Genomic DNA, 14,787 nt, shown 5'->3' on the forward strand with positions numbered 1-14,787 from the left:
TGATTTAAAGTGAAATCGAAGATTTCTGTAAATCAGTATCTGGTGATTATGGCTTGAAGGTAACACCCGTTCCCATACCGAACACGAAGGTTAAGCTTCAAAGCGCCGATGGTACTGCAAGGGAGGCCTTGTGGGAGAGTAGGTCGTCGCCAGGTCAAAATGTTCCGTGGTAGCTCAATGGTGGAGCATTCGGCTGTTAACCGAAGGGCTGAAGGTTCAAATCCTTTCCACGGAGCCATTTTTTATTTTTTGACACTTTTTTATTTATTATTATATAAAAGTAATTTAACTTAATTTTAAGTTAAATTACTTTTTTTTTCACATAAAGTGAGTAATTAATTGTGGATAATGTGTATATATTTAAATGTATAAAGAGGTTTAATATTTACAAATATTAAATTCTAATAATTTTGAAAATTGTTTTTATTTAAAAGGATTTTTTAAACAGGGAATAGAATATATTATGGTAGGGACAAAAGTATGTTAGGGGGAATTGCTTATGAAAGAATATAAAACTAAAAACTTAAGAAATTTGGGAATTATAGGACACAGTGGTTCCGGAAAGACAACATTGGCAGAAGCAATACTTTATCGTACGAAGGCAATAGATAGATTTGGGAAAGTGGATGAAGAAAATAGTATATTAGACTATGATTTAGAAGAGAAGAAAAAGAAGATATCTATATCTACAGCTACAGCACAATGTGAATGGAAAGATGTAAAGATAAATTTAGTTGACATGCCAGGATATTTTGATTTTGTAGGAGAGATGATTCAGGGTTTAAGAGCCATGGATGTAGCTCTTATAGTACTTTCAGCTACTTCAGGTGTTCAAGTGGGTACTGAAAAATCTTGGAAATATGTTAATGAAAATGATTTCCCAAGAGCTTTCTATATAAATAAATTAGATAGAGAAAATAGTAATTATGAAAAAACTTTAGTTAGTTTGAAAGATAAGTTTGGAATATCAGTGGTTCCTATCCAATATCCTATAGGAGAAGAAGAAGGTTTCCAGGGAGTTATAGATCTTGTTTTAAACAAAGCTATGATTTATAATTCAAAAACAGATGATATAGAGGAAGTAGAAATTCCAGAAAATTTAAGGGATAAAGTAGAAGAGTATAAAAATATGATAATGGAAGCCGTAGCAGAGACTGATGAGGAGTTGTTAGATAAGTATTTTAGTGAAGGTACCTTAAGTGAGGAAGAGTTATTTAAGGGATTAGTAGAAGGATGTGCCACAGGAGAAATAGCCCCCGTAATGTGCGGATCGGCTTTAACTGGGAAAGGAATAAAGACTCTATTAGATGACATAATTCAATGTTTCCCATGTCCCGAAGATATATTAGCTTTAAAAGCTAAAGAGATAAGTTCTGGTAAAGAAATAGATGTAAAAATTGATGAAAATGGAGAATTTTCGGCCTTTGTATTTAAAACTATAGCGGATCCCTTTATAGGTAAGTTGTCTATGTTTAGAGTTATTACTGGAAAAGCAAAACAAGATATAATTGCCTATAATCCTAATAAAGATAAGCAAGAGAAATTTGGTGCCATATACTTCATGAAGGGTAAACAACAAGTTACTACACAAGAGATAATAGCTGGAGATATTGGTGCCGTAACTAAATTACAACATACTTGTACAGGAGATACATTATGCAATCCTAAATTTAAAATTATTTATAAAGAAATAAAATTCCCAGAGCCTTCAATGGCAATGGCAGTGATTCCTAAATCTAAAAACGATGAAGACAAGATATCATCAGGACTTTCAAAGTTACTAGATGAAGATCCAACTTTTAAAATATCTAGAGATGTAGAAAACGCTGAAACTATTATTTCTGGTATGGGGGAAACACATTTAGAGATAATAGCAAGTAAATTAAAAAATAAATTTGGGGTAGAAGTAGAATTACAATTACCTAAAGTTCCATATAGAGAGACTATAAGAAAAGTCTCAGATGTTCAGGGAAAACATAAGAAACAATCTGGTGGACATGGTCAGTATGGAGATGTTAAAATAAAATTTGAACCTAGAGTAGATGGTGACGAGTTAGAATTTGTTGATAAAATAGTAGGAGGAGTGGTACCAAGACAATACATTCCTGCAGTTGAAAAGGGATTAAAAGAATGTATAAATAAAGGAGTTTTAGCAGGATATCCTGTTATAAGATTAAAGGCAACATTGCATGATGGATCATATCATCCGGTGGATTCATCAGAAATGGCCTTTAAAATGGCAGCTTCTATAGCATATAAAAAGGGTATGAGAGAGGCAGAGCCTATTTTATTAGAGCCAATAATGCATGTTGAAATAATTGTACCAGATGAATATATGGGAGATATAATAGGAGACATAAATAAAAAGAGAGGTAGAGTTCTTGGTATGGAACAGTCATCCAATCTTCAGAAAGTAATCGCTGAAGTACCACAATCTGAAATGTTTAAGTATGCTACAGATTTAAGATCATTAACTCAAGCTAAAGGTAGTTTTACTATGAAATTTGAAAGATACGAGGAAGTGCCATTTACAGAGGCATCTAAAATTATAGATGAGAAAAAAGAAGAGACCTTATAAAATAAACCCCTGTTGATTCAGGGGTTTTTAACTTTAATTAATAATTTTCACAAAATACTTCAAAATAACTTTGGGGGTGAGAGCAGGCAGGACAAATTTCTGGAGCAGCATCTCCTTCATAAATATATCCACAGTTTCCACACTTCCACAATACTTTTGTATCCTTTTTAAATACTAGTTTTTTATTTAAGTTGTCTAATAGTTTTCTATATCTATTTTCATGCTTTTGTTCTACTTCAGCTATTTTTCTAAATGTATTTGCTATATTATGAAACCCTTCATCATCTGCTACTTTAGCAAACTCTGGGTAGAGCTTATTCCACTCCTCATTTTCACCATTAGCTGCATATTCTAAATTTGTCTTTGTATCACTTAATCCTACAGGATAGTCAGCATTTATTTGTAAAGCTTGTCCATTCAAATCCTCTGTTAAATATTTAAAAAATACTTTAGCATGTTCCTTTTCATTTTCTGCTGTTTCAAGAAATATGTTTGAAATTTGAACAAATCCTTCTTTTTTAGCTTTAGATGCATAGTAGGTGTATCTGTTTCTAGCCTGTGATTCACCAGCAAAGGCTTTCATTAAATTCTCTCTAGTTTTTGTATCTTTTAGTGACTTCATATATTTATACCTCCCTTTTTATACTTGTATAGATTATAGCATTATTAATTATAAGTTTAAAGTATATAAAAATCATATAGTTTTAGATTTTATGCTGTATATGAATATTATATATATATATAGAAAAAATATAGTTAACTAATAATAAAGTTTGATTATTAGGCATAGATTTAAATACGTAAGGGGGAGTTTATATGTCATATTATAAATTAGATATAAATGGTAATATTGATTTGTCAGATTATAGTAATATAAATGATTATATGGATGTTGTATCAGAGGAGGATAGTCTGCTTATTAATCTAATTGATGATAATAAAGAGAATTTTGATATTATATGTAGTATGTTAATAGATAAAGGATTTAATATTATAGATAGAGAACAACAAATGTATAAATATAAGATATTAGCTAATAAGAAACCAAAGGATTTTTGAAGCTATGGTATAATGTAAATAATAAATTTTGTATTGTGAGGGATTATTTATGGGGGGGAAATACGTTATAGGAATTGATTTAGGGGGAACTAAAATAAATTGTGCCCTTTCGGACTTTAAAGGAGATATAATTAGTCAATCAATAATATCTACAAAGGCTTATAAAGGAGAAGAGGGTGTGGTAAATAGAATAATAGGTTGTATAGATAATATTATATTTGATGCAAAAGTAGATATTTATGATATAGTATCTATAGGTATTGGTTCGCCAGGACCATTAGATTATAAAAAAGGTGTAATAATTACTACACCTAATCTACCTTTCAAAAATTTTAATATAGTACAACCTATAAGTAATAAATATAATATACCTACATATTTAGATAATGACGCCAATGTGGCTGCATTAGGAGAATATGTATTTGGTGCTGGGAAAAATACAAACAATATGGTTTATGTAACAGTAAGTACAGGAATAGGTGGAGGAGCAATAATTAATGGAAATGTATATAGAGGAAATACTTCTAATGCACTAGAAGTTGGACATATGACTATTAATCCTAATGGGCCAAAATGTAACTGTGGAAACTATGGATGTGCTGAAGCTTTAGCATCTGGGACAGCAATATCTAAAAATGCTAAAAAAATTGTAGAACAAGGTAAAAAAACTACATTGGTGAAATATGATAAAATAACCTCATATGAAGTATTTAAGGAGGCGAAAAAAGGGGATTATGAATCTTTAAAAATAGTGAATGAAAGTTTAAACTATTTAGGTATATGTATAGCTAATATAGTATCATGTTTTGACCCAGAACTAATTTTGATTGGGGGAGGAGTTTCAAAAGCTGGAGATATTGTTTTTGATAAAGTAAGAGAGGTAGTTAATAAAAGGTGTTTTAAGACTTTATCTAAATCTTGCAGAATTGATAAAGCAGGGTTAGAAACTGATGCAGGAGTAAAAGGGGCAATAGCATTAGCATTAATAGAAAAGGGGATAGAAATATGAAAACTATTATATATATAACTAGACATGGGCAAACATTATGGAATACTGAAAAGAGAATGCAAGGGTGGAAGGATTCACCTTTAACTGAAACAGGACTTGAGCAAGCGAAAGCTTTAAGAAAGAGATTAAACCATATTAATATAGATATAATTTATTCCAGCCCTATAGGAAGAGCATTTAAAACAGCAGAGATAATTAAAGCAGGAAGAGATATACCTATATTTGTGGATAATAGAATAAAAGAATTAAATATGGGAATATGGGAAGGAATGAACCAAGAAGAAATAAAAGAACTATACGATAAAGAACTGTATTATTTCTGGAATGAACCCCATAAATATAAGCCCTATGGAGGTGAAACTTTTTACCAGGTGAGAGATAGGGTAGGTGATTTTATAGATGAAATTTTAAAGAATAATCTGGGCAAAAGTATATTGGTGGTTACGCACACTATAGCTTTAAAATCTATAATGAGTTGCCTTAAAAGTATACCTATGGAAAATTTCTGGGAACCACCTTACATTCATCCAACTAGTTTAACTAAAATAGAGGTAGAAAGTAAAAATATAAAAGTAGTTCTTAATGCAGATGCATCTCACTTAGAAGATGTTAAGGAGATTACAGCAGTCTAATTATTATAAAAGTAGTTTTAACAAAATAAGTTAAGGCTACTTTTTTTAATTGATGCAATAATCCTTAGAGTTATTAAACAATTAAAAGATATATTTAGGTAATTAAGGAGAGTTATTATACATGAAAAAAAATCATTGTTGAATAATAATGTAATTGATATTAATATAATAATAAGATAAAAGTCAAAGAAAGGCAAAGTCAAGAGGGTGTTAGTATGGCAAGATTATCAGATATTATTGAAGAATTTATAAAAGAAATGCTACAAAATAATGAGGAAAAAGAATTGCAAATACAAAGAAATGAGTTAGCAAACTATTTTAGTTGTGCACCATCGCAGATAAATTATGTTCTTACTACTAGATTTACTACTGATAAAGGTTATTATGTGGAAAGTAAACGAGGTGGTGGAGGTTGTATAATAATAAAACATATACAACTTAATCATAATGAATCATTATTTCAAATCTTAAATGAGGAAATAGGAGATAGTATAACTTTTGACAAAGGGGTAAGAATTGTTAATAGCTTGATGGAGTCAAATATGATAGAGGATAATCAGGCAAAACTAATAAAAGTAGCTATAAATGATAGAACTTTATATCTTGCATTGGAAAATAGAAATAAGATAAGGGCAGAAATATTAAAAAATATGATATATGTATCTTTATTGTAATATGATATAATTATGTTAAATAAAGGGAAAATATTACTAATTTCTAAAATGGAGGAATTGATATGTTATGTGAAATGTGTAAAAAAAATAAAGCTAATGTTCATATAACTAGGATAATAAATGGAACGACAAAACAAGCTAATGTATGTGAGGAATGTGCTAAACAAATGAGTGGATTTAACATATCTGCAGATATGAATGTAAATTCTCCATTTACTTTTCAAAACATATTAGGTGGCATTATGGATTATATAAATCAACCGACTCAAGATAATATAGATTCTATTTCTATATGTGAAAACTGTAAAACAACCTATAAGGATTTTAGAGAAACAGGATTAGTAGGGTGTAGTGAATGTTATGAAAAATTTAATAATATGATTATGCCGGTGGTTAGAAGAGTACAGGGGAGTATAGAGCATTCTGGGAAAATTCCAAAAAAATTTGGTAAGGATATTTTATATAAAAAGAAAGTTAATAAGTTAAAAGAAGAATTACAAAAGGCTATAGCAGTTGAGGAATATGAAAGAGCTGCTGAAATAAGGGATATGATAAAAAGTATTACTAATAATGAGAACAGGGGGGATAAGCTTGAATAATTGGGTTAATAATACAGGTTCCAATGAAGATATAGTATTAAGTAGCAGAATAAGATTAGCACGAAACCTAAAAGATATAGCTTTTCCTCATAAACTTAGTAAAGAGGATGGAAAAAAGGTAATTGATAGATTAGAAAATGTTTTTGTAAAATATCCTATAAAAGGACAGAATTTCAAAACGTATAGATTGTGGGAATTAGACTCTTTAGAGAGTAAAGTATGTATTGATAGGCATTTAATAAGTAATAAACTTTTAATTAACAATGATAAGGCAGCATTTATATTAAATGATGATGAAACTATAAGTATAATGATAAATGAAGAGGATCATTTAAGAGTACAATGTATAACTGCTGGTATTCAGTTAGATGAAGCCTATAATTGGGCCACAAAAATTGATGATATTTTAGAAAATCAGGAGGAATTTGCTTTTAATGAAAAATTGGGGTATTTAACTGCATGTCCTACTAATATAGGAACAGGACTTAGAGCCTCGATAATGATTCATTTACCGGCAGTGACTATGACTAATAAAATCAATAGTGTATTAAATGTTATAACTCAAATAGGTATGACTATAAGAGGATTATTTGGAGAAGGGTCTAAAACTGTGGGAAACATTTATCAAATATCTAATCAAGTTACTTTAGGATTAAATGAAAATGAAATTATAACTAACTTAAAAGGGGTAGTTAACAAAATAATATCTCAGGAAAAATTAGAGAGACAAAGATTGATAGGTAATTATAAATATGAACTAGAGGATAAAATATATAGAGCATTGGGTATCTTAAAAAGTGCTATACTTTTAGGAGGCATAGAATGTTTAAATCTTTTATCAGACGTAAGACTTGGTATAGAAATGGGGTTAATTGAGGATGTAAACAAACAGGATATAAATGGACTTATAGTAGATGTGCAACCTGCTATGATACAGAAAAATTATGGTGGAGAATTATCTGATAGAGAAATAAGCATAAAAAGGGCTCAATTAGTTAGAGAAAAACTGAATTTTATTCAATAGCATAAACTGTTTAAAGGATGGTGAACAATATGATGTTTGGTAGATTTACCGAAAGATCACAGAAGGTTTTAATGTATGCACAACAAGAAGCACAATCTTTAAAGCATGGATATGTTGGAACAGAACATATACTTTTAGGTATATTAGAAGAAGATGGTGAGGCCAAAAATTTGTTGAGTAATGTGGGTATTGATATAGAGGACGTTAGGAATTTAATAGAGCAATATGAGGGAAAGGGAGAAATAGAAATATACAGTAATGAGATTCCTTTGACACCAAGAACTAAACGCTTGTTAGAATTAAGTTTACTTGAGGCTAGGAATTTAAATCATAACTTTATAAGTCCAGAGCATATATTACTTGCACTTATAAAGGAGTCGGAGGGAGTGGCTTTCACTATACTGAGCAATCTAGAGGTGGATTTTGAAAAACTAAGAAATGAAATTTTGCAGAGTTTATCTGGTGAACAAACTATAGTAAATAAAGGTTATAATAAAAGTACAAACCGAAATACTCCATCTCTAAACCAGTTTGGAAGAGATTTAACTGATATGGCTAGAGAGGGAAAGTTGGATCCTGTTATAGGAAGGGATAAGGAAACTCAAAGGGTATTAGAGATATTGTGTAGACGTACAAAGAATAATCCTTGTCTTATAGGTGATCCTGGAGTAGGAAAAACAGCTATAGCTGAAGGATTAGCACAAAAAATTATGGAGGGGAATATACCAGAAATTTTGAAGGATAAAAGAGTAGTAACTTTAGATTTATCATCTATGATTGCTGGTGCAAAATATAGAGGAGAGTTTGAAGACAGATTAAAAAAAGTAATGGAAGAGATAAGGAATGCAGGTAATATAATATTATTTATAGATGAAATACACACTATAATAGGTGCAGGAGCAGCGGAAGGTGCTATAGATGCATCAAATATTTTAAAACCAGCTTTAGCTAGAGGAGAAATACAATGTATAGGAGCGACAACTATAGATGAATATAGAAAATATATCGAAAAAGATGCTGCTTTAGAGAGAAGGTTTCAACCAATAACAGTTGGAGAACCTACAAAAGAGGAAGCAATATTAATATTAAAAGGGTTAAGAGATAAATACGAAGCACATCATAGAGTAAAGATAACAGATGATGCTATAGATGCGGCAGTTAATTTATCAGATAGATATATTACAGAAAGATATTTACCAGATAAGGCCATTGATTTAATTGATGAGGCTGCATCAAAAATTAGAATAGAGAATATGATAGCTCCTTCAGATGTAAAAGATTTAGAAGTTAAATTAACAAAAATAACCAATGAAAAAGAGGATGCTATAAGAGTTCAAGATTTTGAAAAAGCTGCTCAGTTAAGAGATAAGGAGAAATCATTAAAAGATAAACTTGAAAACATAAAATCAGATTGGAAGACTCAAAAACAGGTATCAACTCTAACCGTAGGAGAGGAACAAGTAGCTGCAGTGGTTTCCAAATGGACTAATATACCTGTTGAAAGATTAACAGAAAAAGAAGCTGAAAAATTATTAAAACTAGAGGAAATTTTGCATAGTAGAGTAATAGGTCAAAGTGAGGCTGTGAAGTCTGTATCAAGGGCAGTTAGAAGAGCTAGAGTTGGACTTAAAGATCCTAATAGACCTATAGGGTCATTTATATTCTTAGGACCAACAGGCGTAGGGAAAACTGAATTAACTAAAGCATTAGCGGAGGCTATGTTTGGTGATGAAAATAGTATGATTAGGGTAGATATGTCTGAATATATGGAAAAACATACTGTATCTAGATTAATAGGGTCTCCCCCTGGATATGTGGGTTATGATGAAGGAGGTCAATTAACAGAGAAGGTAAGAATGAAACCTTATTCTGTAGTTTTATTTGATGAAATAGAAAAGGCCCATCCCGATGTATTTAATATACTGCTTCAAATATTAGAAGATGGGCGATTAACAGATGGGAAAGGAAAGACTGTTAATTTTAAAAATACTATTGTAATCATGACTTCCAACGTAGGAGCATCTACAATCAAAAAGCAAAATTCAATGGGATTTAATATGATAACAAATGAAAGTGAAGATGAGTATGAGAGAATGAAAGAAAATGTAATGGAAGAATTGAGGCATTCATTTAGACCAGAATTTTTAAACAGAATTGATGATATAATTGTATTCCATAGTTTAGATGAAAAAGACTTACAAAAGATTGTAGGTTTGATGTTGAGTTCTGTAAATAAAAGATTAGAAGAACAAAATATAAATATAAGTTTCGATAAAAAGGCTGAGGAGATATTAGCAGAGAAAGGGTTTGATCCGGTTTATGGGGCAAGACCATTGAGAAGAGCTATAACCAAAATAGTGGAAGATAGATTATCAGAGGAGATTTTGAAAGGGAATATAAGTAAGGGAGATAAAGTTCAGGTTAGTGCCCAGGGAAAAGAACTACTATTTCATAAGGAATAAGGAATAAAAAATAGTGATATATTAAATATATCACTATTTTTTTACATTACTGGTATAGACATCTATAAGTGTATATATTATAATATTAATGGGTGATAAAGATGGGAATAGATAAAGATAGCCCAATACCAGTATATTATCAATTAAAAGAAAAAATAAAAAAGAAGATAAATAATGAGGTATGGAAAGTTGGGCAATGTATAGATAGCGAGAGAGAATTATCAGATCATTATCAGGTAAGTAGAATGACAGTAAGACAAGCATTAGGTGAATTAGTGCAAGAGGGAATTTTAGTAAGAGAAAAAGGCAAAGGAACTTTTGTATGTGAACCTAGAGTAAAGCAAAGAGATATTATGAGTTTTTCTGAAATAGCTAAGAGGAATGGATTTGAAGTTAAAACTAAGGTGTTAGAGTTTTATAAGATGAAAACACCAGAATATTTATCTGACATTTTGCCTTTTGAGTATGTGTATCATATAAGAAGATTAAGAAAAATAAAGGATGATAATATTGCAGTGGAAACTGTGAATATTCCTTGTGATTATTGTGGATATATAGATGAAGATTTGCTTAAAGGATCATTATACAAACTATTAAATGAATATGGGTACATAATAGACCATTCAGAGTCTTATATACAAGCCATACTTATAGATGGTGAATATAAAAGGATGCTAGATATTAAAGAGGACATACCATTACTTAAAATATATAGTGAAAATTTTACAGAAGATGGTAAGGTGCTTTTTACAGAAGAATCGGTTTATAGAGGAGATAAATATTTGTTAGAGGTTAATATTTTTAGAAGAGAGGGAAAGATAAAATGAGAATTTTGGTAAAGGAAGATTATGAAAATATGAGTTTAGAGGCTGCGCTGGAAATAAAAAAACTAATTAATGAAAAACCTAATTGTGTATTAGGGTTAGCAACAGGAGGAACACCAGTTGGTACTTATAAAAAACTTATAGAGTTTAATAATGAAAACAAAGTAGATTTTTCAAAAGTTACAACATTTAATTTAGATGAATATGTGGGCTTAGGGGAAGAACATAAGCAAAGTTATAGATATTTTATGAATGATACATTATTTAATCATATAAATATAGATAAAAGGAATACTTATGTACCTAATGGAGTAGCTAGAGATGTTATAGGTGAGTGTAAAAGATACGATGAAGCTTTAGAAGATATAAATGGAGTAGATTTACAGATACTTGGTATAGGTACAAATGGACATATAGGTTTTAATGAACCACATAATTTTTTACAAATAAATACACATTTAACTGATTTATCAGAAGAAACTATTAAATCTAATTGTAGATTCTTTAGTACCATAGAGGAGGTACCAGTAAAGGCGATAACTATGGGTATAGGCAGCATAATGAAAGCAAAAAAAATAATACTTTTAGCTAATGGAAAGAATAAGGCAGGTATAATTAAAAAGATGCTAGATAATAAAATATCTACTGATTTACCAGCATCAATATTAAGGGTTCATCCAAATTGTTTAGTAATATTAGATAAGGATGCAGCCTCAGATTTAGATGGTGAATAATAAAATAAATATGTTATATTATAGGAAGTTTTAAATTTTTAAAACTTCCTTGTTTATTCTTAACAAAACATTGCAATAATATTGTATAATAATAATTTGGATAGGAATAGTAGGAGTTGATGTAATGGCTAAGATAAAAACATGTTTTATATGTCAAGAATGTGGATATGAATTTCCTAAATGGGCAGGGAAATGTACTAATTGTGGTGAATGGAATACCTTAGTGGAAGAACAGAAGGTTTCATCTAAAGCTTTAAGTACTTCTTTTGTAAATACTAATAATGTTAATAAACCACAAAGTATAGTTGACATAAAGTCTATTGCATATGATAGATTGGATACAGGTATTTCAGAATTAAATAGAGTATTAGGTGGGGGAATTGTAAAGGGCTCATTAACATTAATATCGGGTGATCCTGGTATAGGTAAGTCCACTTTACTTTTACAGGCTGCAAATAACTTATCTAAAAGATATGGTAAGGTTTTATATGTATCAGGAGAAGAGTCTGAAGAGCAAATAAAGATACGAGGAGATAGACTTGGAACATTATCTAAAGATCTTTATATTCTTTCCGAAATAAATATGCAAAATATAGAAAGTCATATACAAAACACTAAGCCTATATTTGTGATAATTGATTCAATACAGACATTATATAATTCTGAAATTTCTTCAGCACCAGGTAGTGTGTCTCAAGTAAGGGAAAGTTCAAACGACATTATGCGTATAGGAAAAACAAACAATATACCATTTTTTATAGTGGCCCATGTTACTAAGCAAGGTGTATTAGCGGGACCAAAAGTTTTAGAACATATGGTAGACACAGTATTATCTTTTGAGGGAGAAAGAACAGAAGAATTTAGGGTGCTTAGAACTATAAAAAATCGTTTTGGAACTACTAGTGAAATAGGAGTTTTTGAAATGATGGAGAATGGGTTAGAAGAAGTTGCTAATCCTTCGGCTGTATTTTTAGAAGATGCAGATTTTCAAAAGGAAGGGTCTGCTATAATTGGTCTAATGGAGGGAACAAGACCTATATTAGTAGAAGTTCAGGCTCTTGTAAGTGAAACAAAAGCAGTTATGCCTAGAAGGACAGCAGTGGGAATTGATACAGCTAGATTAAATCTTATATTGGCGGTTTTAGAAAAAAAATTGAGAATACCTTTTTATAATTGTGATGTATATGTAAATGTGGTAGGAGGATTAAATATAGAAGGGACATTTGGAGATTTAGGAATAGCACTGGCGTTAATATCTAGCATAAAGAGTTGTGAGATTAAATTGGAAAAAATGATTGTAGTTGGGGAAATAGGATTAACTGGAGAAGTGAGACCTGTAACATTTTGTGATAGAATTGTAAATGAAGGAAGTAAAATGGGATTTAAAAATTTTGTTATACCAAATAGGAACTTAGATAAAATTAATTATAAGGATTCAAAAATTATAGGAGTTTCAACTTTAAAAGAAGTGGTGAATAAAGTATTTTAGTATAGGGTGAGTAAAAGTGAGATTAGAAAAAGATAAAGAATTAATTAATATTCTAAAAATAATGGCACCAGGTACATCTTTAAGGGATGGACTTGAAAATATTTTGAGAGCGAAAACAGGTGGACTTATAGTTTTAGGGGATAATGAACAGGTAATAAATTTAGTTGATGGTGGCTTTACTATTAATTCAGAATATAGTCCATCATATGTATATGAATTAGCAAAGATGGATGGTGCTATTGTTATAAGTAGCGATCTTAAAAGAATAATACGGGCTAATGCCCAACTTATGCCGGATTCTTCTATACCAACATTTGAAACTGGAACAAGGCATAGAACAGCGGATAGAATGGCTAAACAAACTAATATAGTAGTGATAGCTATCTCTCAAAGAAGAAATATTATAACTATTTATAAAGGTAATATAAAATACGTTTTAAGAGATAGTAGTATTATTTTAGGAAGAGCAAATCAGGCACTGCAGACATTGGAAAAATATGTTGTAGTTTTGGACAGAGTTGTGAATAATCTAAATGTGCTTGAATTCCAGGATTTAGTAACTTTGTTTGATGTAATGACAGCTATACAGAGAACTGAAATGGTTATGAGAATTGTATCTGAAATTGAGATGTATATATGTGAGTTAGGAAATGAAGGTAGGCTTATATCAATGCAATTAAATGAACTTATAAAATCCGTAGAGCAAGATGGGATACTTTTAATAAGAGATTATTGTGAAACTTATATGGATTATGAGGAAGTTTATAAGCAAATACAAAACATGTCTTCAGAAGAATTATTGAACTTAGATAGTATATCTAAAAATTTAGGATATGCAGGAGTACCATTGGTTGATACACTTATTTCTCCTAGAGGTTATAGGATGTTAAATAAAATACCTAGAATTCCTACTAACGTTATTGAAAATTTAGTTAAAAACTTTCAAGAATTAAAGGCTGTTATGGAAGCTTCATATGAGCAGTTGGATAAGGTAGAGGGAATAGGGGAGGCTAGAGCAAAGGCTATTAAGAATGGTTTAAGAAGGCTTAGAGAACAAATTATGATAGATAAACATCAAATATATAAATAAAATAGAATAAGTAACCCTGTTACTTATTCTATTTTAAATAATCATCTAAGTGTATATTTCCCTAACATATTAATTCTATCGTATTCTTTTAAAAGAGCATCATATAGATTTAAATCTAAAGTACTACATAGGGAAGATAAATAGAATAAATGATTACCTATTTCACGTTCAATTACCTCTCTGCAATTTTCACAAAGATCTCCTTTCAAATGGGTTTTAAGATTTTTAGTTAGTTCATTTATATCATCACTATCTTGTGAGATTTGCTGTTTTCTTGCATCTATTTTAATGCAGCCACAGTTAGTAACAGATTTAGCGATTGCCCTGTTTATTCTCGCTTGAGATTCTTGAAGTTTTGTAACTATATCTAAAATACTTTTATGTCTTAACAAAGATTCATCCACTGAGTTTTGAAAGTTGTCAAATATTATATCTTTCATTTGCTTCAACTCCTTATTTTAAATGTTACTTCTAAACCTAATTATAGGTTTTTTCAGACAATTTTGTCAACTGAATTATGTAACTAAACTATATCGTTAATCTAAACTACAGCTATATAATATGGTATATTTAGAAAAAATCATAGGGGGATTATAGATAGTAAATTAAATTT

At 30.2% G+C, this 14,787-nt stretch carries 14 protein-coding genes, 1 tRNA gene and 1 rRNA gene; 14 read left to right on the forward strand and 2 right to left on the reverse strand.

The genetic code is table 11. From position 1 onward, the window contains the following. Positions 1 to 38 precede the first annotated feature (38 nt). The 3 genes from rrf to fusA all read left to right on the forward strand — a co-directional run bounded on the left by rrf (position 39) and on the right by fusA (position 2,578). A 5S ribosomal RNA gene (gene rrf, locus EJL03_RS10210) occupies positions 39 to 155 on the forward strand. Positions 156 to 163: 8 nt separating this feature from the next. Further along, a tRNA-Asn gene (locus EJL03_RS10215) sits at positions 164 to 238 on the forward strand. A 261-nt stretch (positions 239 to 499) separates the two neighbouring features. Then, a complete protein-coding gene (fusA, locus tag EJL03_RS10220) occupies positions 500 to 2,578 on the forward strand; it encodes an elongation factor G (RefSeq protein ID WP_125153884.1) in 2,079 nt (692 codons plus the stop codon). A gap of 37 nt (positions 2,579 to 2,615) precedes the next feature. On the opposite strand, the gene rbr is transcribed toward fusA, so the two are convergent. Beyond that, positions 2,616 to 3,200: a rubrerythrin gene (rbr, locus tag EJL03_RS10225; protein WP_125153885.1), complete on the reverse strand. Its 585-nt coding sequence runs from the start codon at positions 3,198 to 3,200 to the stop codon at positions 2,616 to 2,618. Positions 3,201 to 3,394: 194 nt separating this feature from the next. Here rbr and EJL03_RS10230 point away from each other — a divergent pair, with 194 nt between their 5' ends. From EJL03_RS10230 to disA, 11 genes are all read left to right on the forward strand, one after another. Then, a complete protein-coding gene (locus tag EJL03_RS10230; RefSeq protein ID WP_125153886.1) occupies positions 3,395 to 3,637 on the forward strand; it encodes a hypothetical protein in 243 nt (80 codons plus the stop codon). 49 nt (positions 3,638 to 3,686) lie between these two features. Further along, a complete protein-coding gene (locus tag EJL03_RS10235) occupies positions 3,687 to 4,646 on the forward strand; it encodes an ROK family protein (RefSeq protein WP_125153887.1) in 960 nt (319 codons plus the stop codon). Then, positions 4,643 to 5,278, forward strand: coding sequence for a histidine phosphatase family protein (locus tag EJL03_RS10240; RefSeq protein ID WP_125153888.1), 636 nt, complete (start codon positions 4,643 to 4,645; stop codon positions 5,276 to 5,278). The genes EJL03_RS10235 and EJL03_RS10240 overlap by 4 nt, the downstream gene beginning before the upstream one ends. A gap of 215 nt (positions 5,279 to 5,493) precedes the next feature. Continuing rightward, positions 5,494 to 5,952, forward strand: a complete 459-nt coding sequence (locus EJL03_RS10245) for a CtsR family transcriptional regulator (protein WP_125153889.1) — start codon at positions 5,494 to 5,496, stop codon at positions 5,950 to 5,952. A gap of 62 nt (positions 5,953 to 6,014) precedes the next feature. Beyond that, complete coding sequence (locus EJL03_RS10250) at positions 6,015 to 6,551, forward strand: UvrB/UvrC motif-containing protein (RefSeq protein ID WP_125153890.1); 537 nt, start codon at positions 6,015 to 6,017, stop codon at positions 6,549 to 6,551. Further along, a complete protein-coding gene (locus EJL03_RS10255) occupies positions 6,544 to 7,575 on the forward strand; it encodes a protein arginine kinase (RefSeq protein ID WP_243108705.1) in 1,032 nt (343 codons plus the stop codon). The genes EJL03_RS10250 and EJL03_RS10255 overlap by 8 nt, the downstream gene beginning before the upstream one ends. 29 nt (positions 7,576 to 7,604) lie before the next feature. Next, positions 7,605 to 10,037: an ATP-dependent Clp protease ATP-binding subunit gene (locus tag EJL03_RS10260; RefSeq protein WP_125153892.1), complete on the forward strand. Its 2,433-nt coding sequence runs from the start codon at positions 7,605 to 7,607 to the stop codon at positions 10,035 to 10,037. Positions 10,038 to 10,138: 101 nt separating this feature from the next. Beyond that, positions 10,139 to 10,864 (forward strand): GntR family transcriptional regulator, encoded by a 726-nt coding sequence (locus tag EJL03_RS10265; RefSeq protein ID WP_125153893.1) that lies wholly within the window; start codon positions 10,139 to 10,141, stop codon positions 10,862 to 10,864. Beyond that, a complete protein-coding gene (nagB, locus tag EJL03_RS10270; RefSeq protein ID WP_125153894.1) occupies positions 10,861 to 11,595 on the forward strand; it encodes a glucosamine-6-phosphate deaminase in 735 nt (244 codons plus the stop codon). The genes EJL03_RS10265 and nagB overlap by 4 nt, the downstream gene beginning before the upstream one ends. Positions 11,596 to 11,719: 124 nt before the next feature. Then, positions 11,720 to 13,084 (forward strand): DNA repair protein RadA, encoded by a 1,365-nt coding sequence (gene radA, locus EJL03_RS10275; RefSeq protein WP_125153895.1) that lies wholly within the window; start codon positions 11,720 to 11,722, stop codon positions 13,082 to 13,084. Between the two features lie 16 nt (positions 13,085 to 13,100). Further along, a complete protein-coding gene (disA, locus tag EJL03_RS10280) occupies positions 13,101 to 14,174 on the forward strand; it encodes a DNA integrity scanning diadenylate cyclase DisA (RefSeq protein WP_125153896.1) in 1,074 nt (357 codons plus the stop codon). A 41-nt stretch (positions 14,175 to 14,215) separates the two neighbouring features. On the opposite strand, the gene EJL03_RS10285 is transcribed toward disA, so the two are convergent. Then, a complete protein-coding gene (locus EJL03_RS10285) occupies positions 14,216 to 14,614 on the reverse strand; it encodes a nucleoside triphosphate pyrophosphohydrolase family protein (protein WP_125153897.1) in 399 nt (132 codons plus the stop codon). Positions 14,615 to 14,787: the final 173 nt, after the last annotated feature.

Source organism: Clostridium rectalis (assembly GCF_900626095.1).
In the GTDB taxonomy this organism is placed as follows: domain Bacteria; phylum Bacillota; class Clostridia; order Clostridiales; family Clostridiaceae; genus Clostridium_AS; species Clostridium_AS rectalis.

Bases quoted from the DNA above. Each gene is read 5' to 3' on its own strand.
- rbr (WP_125153885.1), bottom strand. From the start codon at position 3,200: ATGAAGTCACTAAAAGATACAAAAACTAGAGAGAATTTAATGAAAGCC.
- EJL03_RS10260 (WP_125153892.1), top strand. From the start codon at position 7,605: ATGATGTTTGGTAGATTTACCGAAAGATCACAGAAGGTTTTAATGTAT.
- EJL03_RS10285 (WP_125153897.1), bottom strand. From the start codon at position 14,614: ATGAAAGATATAATATTTGACAACTTTCAAAACTCAGTGGATGAATCT.
- EJL03_RS10240 (WP_125153888.1), top strand. From the start codon at position 4,643: ATGAAAACTATTATATATATAACTAGACATGGGCAAACATTATGGAAT.
- EJL03_RS10245 (WP_125153889.1), top strand. From the start codon at position 5,494: ATGGCAAGATTATCAGATATTATTGAAGAATTTATAAAAGAAATGCTA.
- EJL03_RS10250 (WP_125153890.1), top strand. From the start codon at position 6,015: ATGTTATGTGAAATGTGTAAAAAAAATAAAGCTAATGTTCATATAACT.
- EJL03_RS10265 (WP_125153893.1), top strand. From the start codon at position 10,139: ATGGGAATAGATAAAGATAGCCCAATACCAGTATATTATCAATTAAAA.
- EJL03_RS10230 (WP_125153886.1), top strand. From the start codon at position 3,395: ATGTCATATTATAAATTAGATATAAATGGTAATATTGATTTGTCAGAT.
- nagB (WP_125153894.1), top strand. From the start codon at position 10,861: ATGAGAATTTTGGTAAAGGAAGATTATGAAAATATGAGTTTAGAGGCT.
- fusA (WP_125153884.1), top strand. From the start codon at position 500: ATGAAAGAATATAAAACTAAAAACTTAAGAAATTTGGGAATTATAGGA.
- radA (WP_125153895.1), top strand. From the start codon at position 11,720: ATGGCTAAGATAAAAACATGTTTTATATGTCAAGAATGTGGATATGAA.
- EJL03_RS10235 (WP_125153887.1), top strand. From the start codon at position 3,687: ATGGGGGGGAAATACGTTATAGGAATTGATTTAGGGGGAACTAAAATA.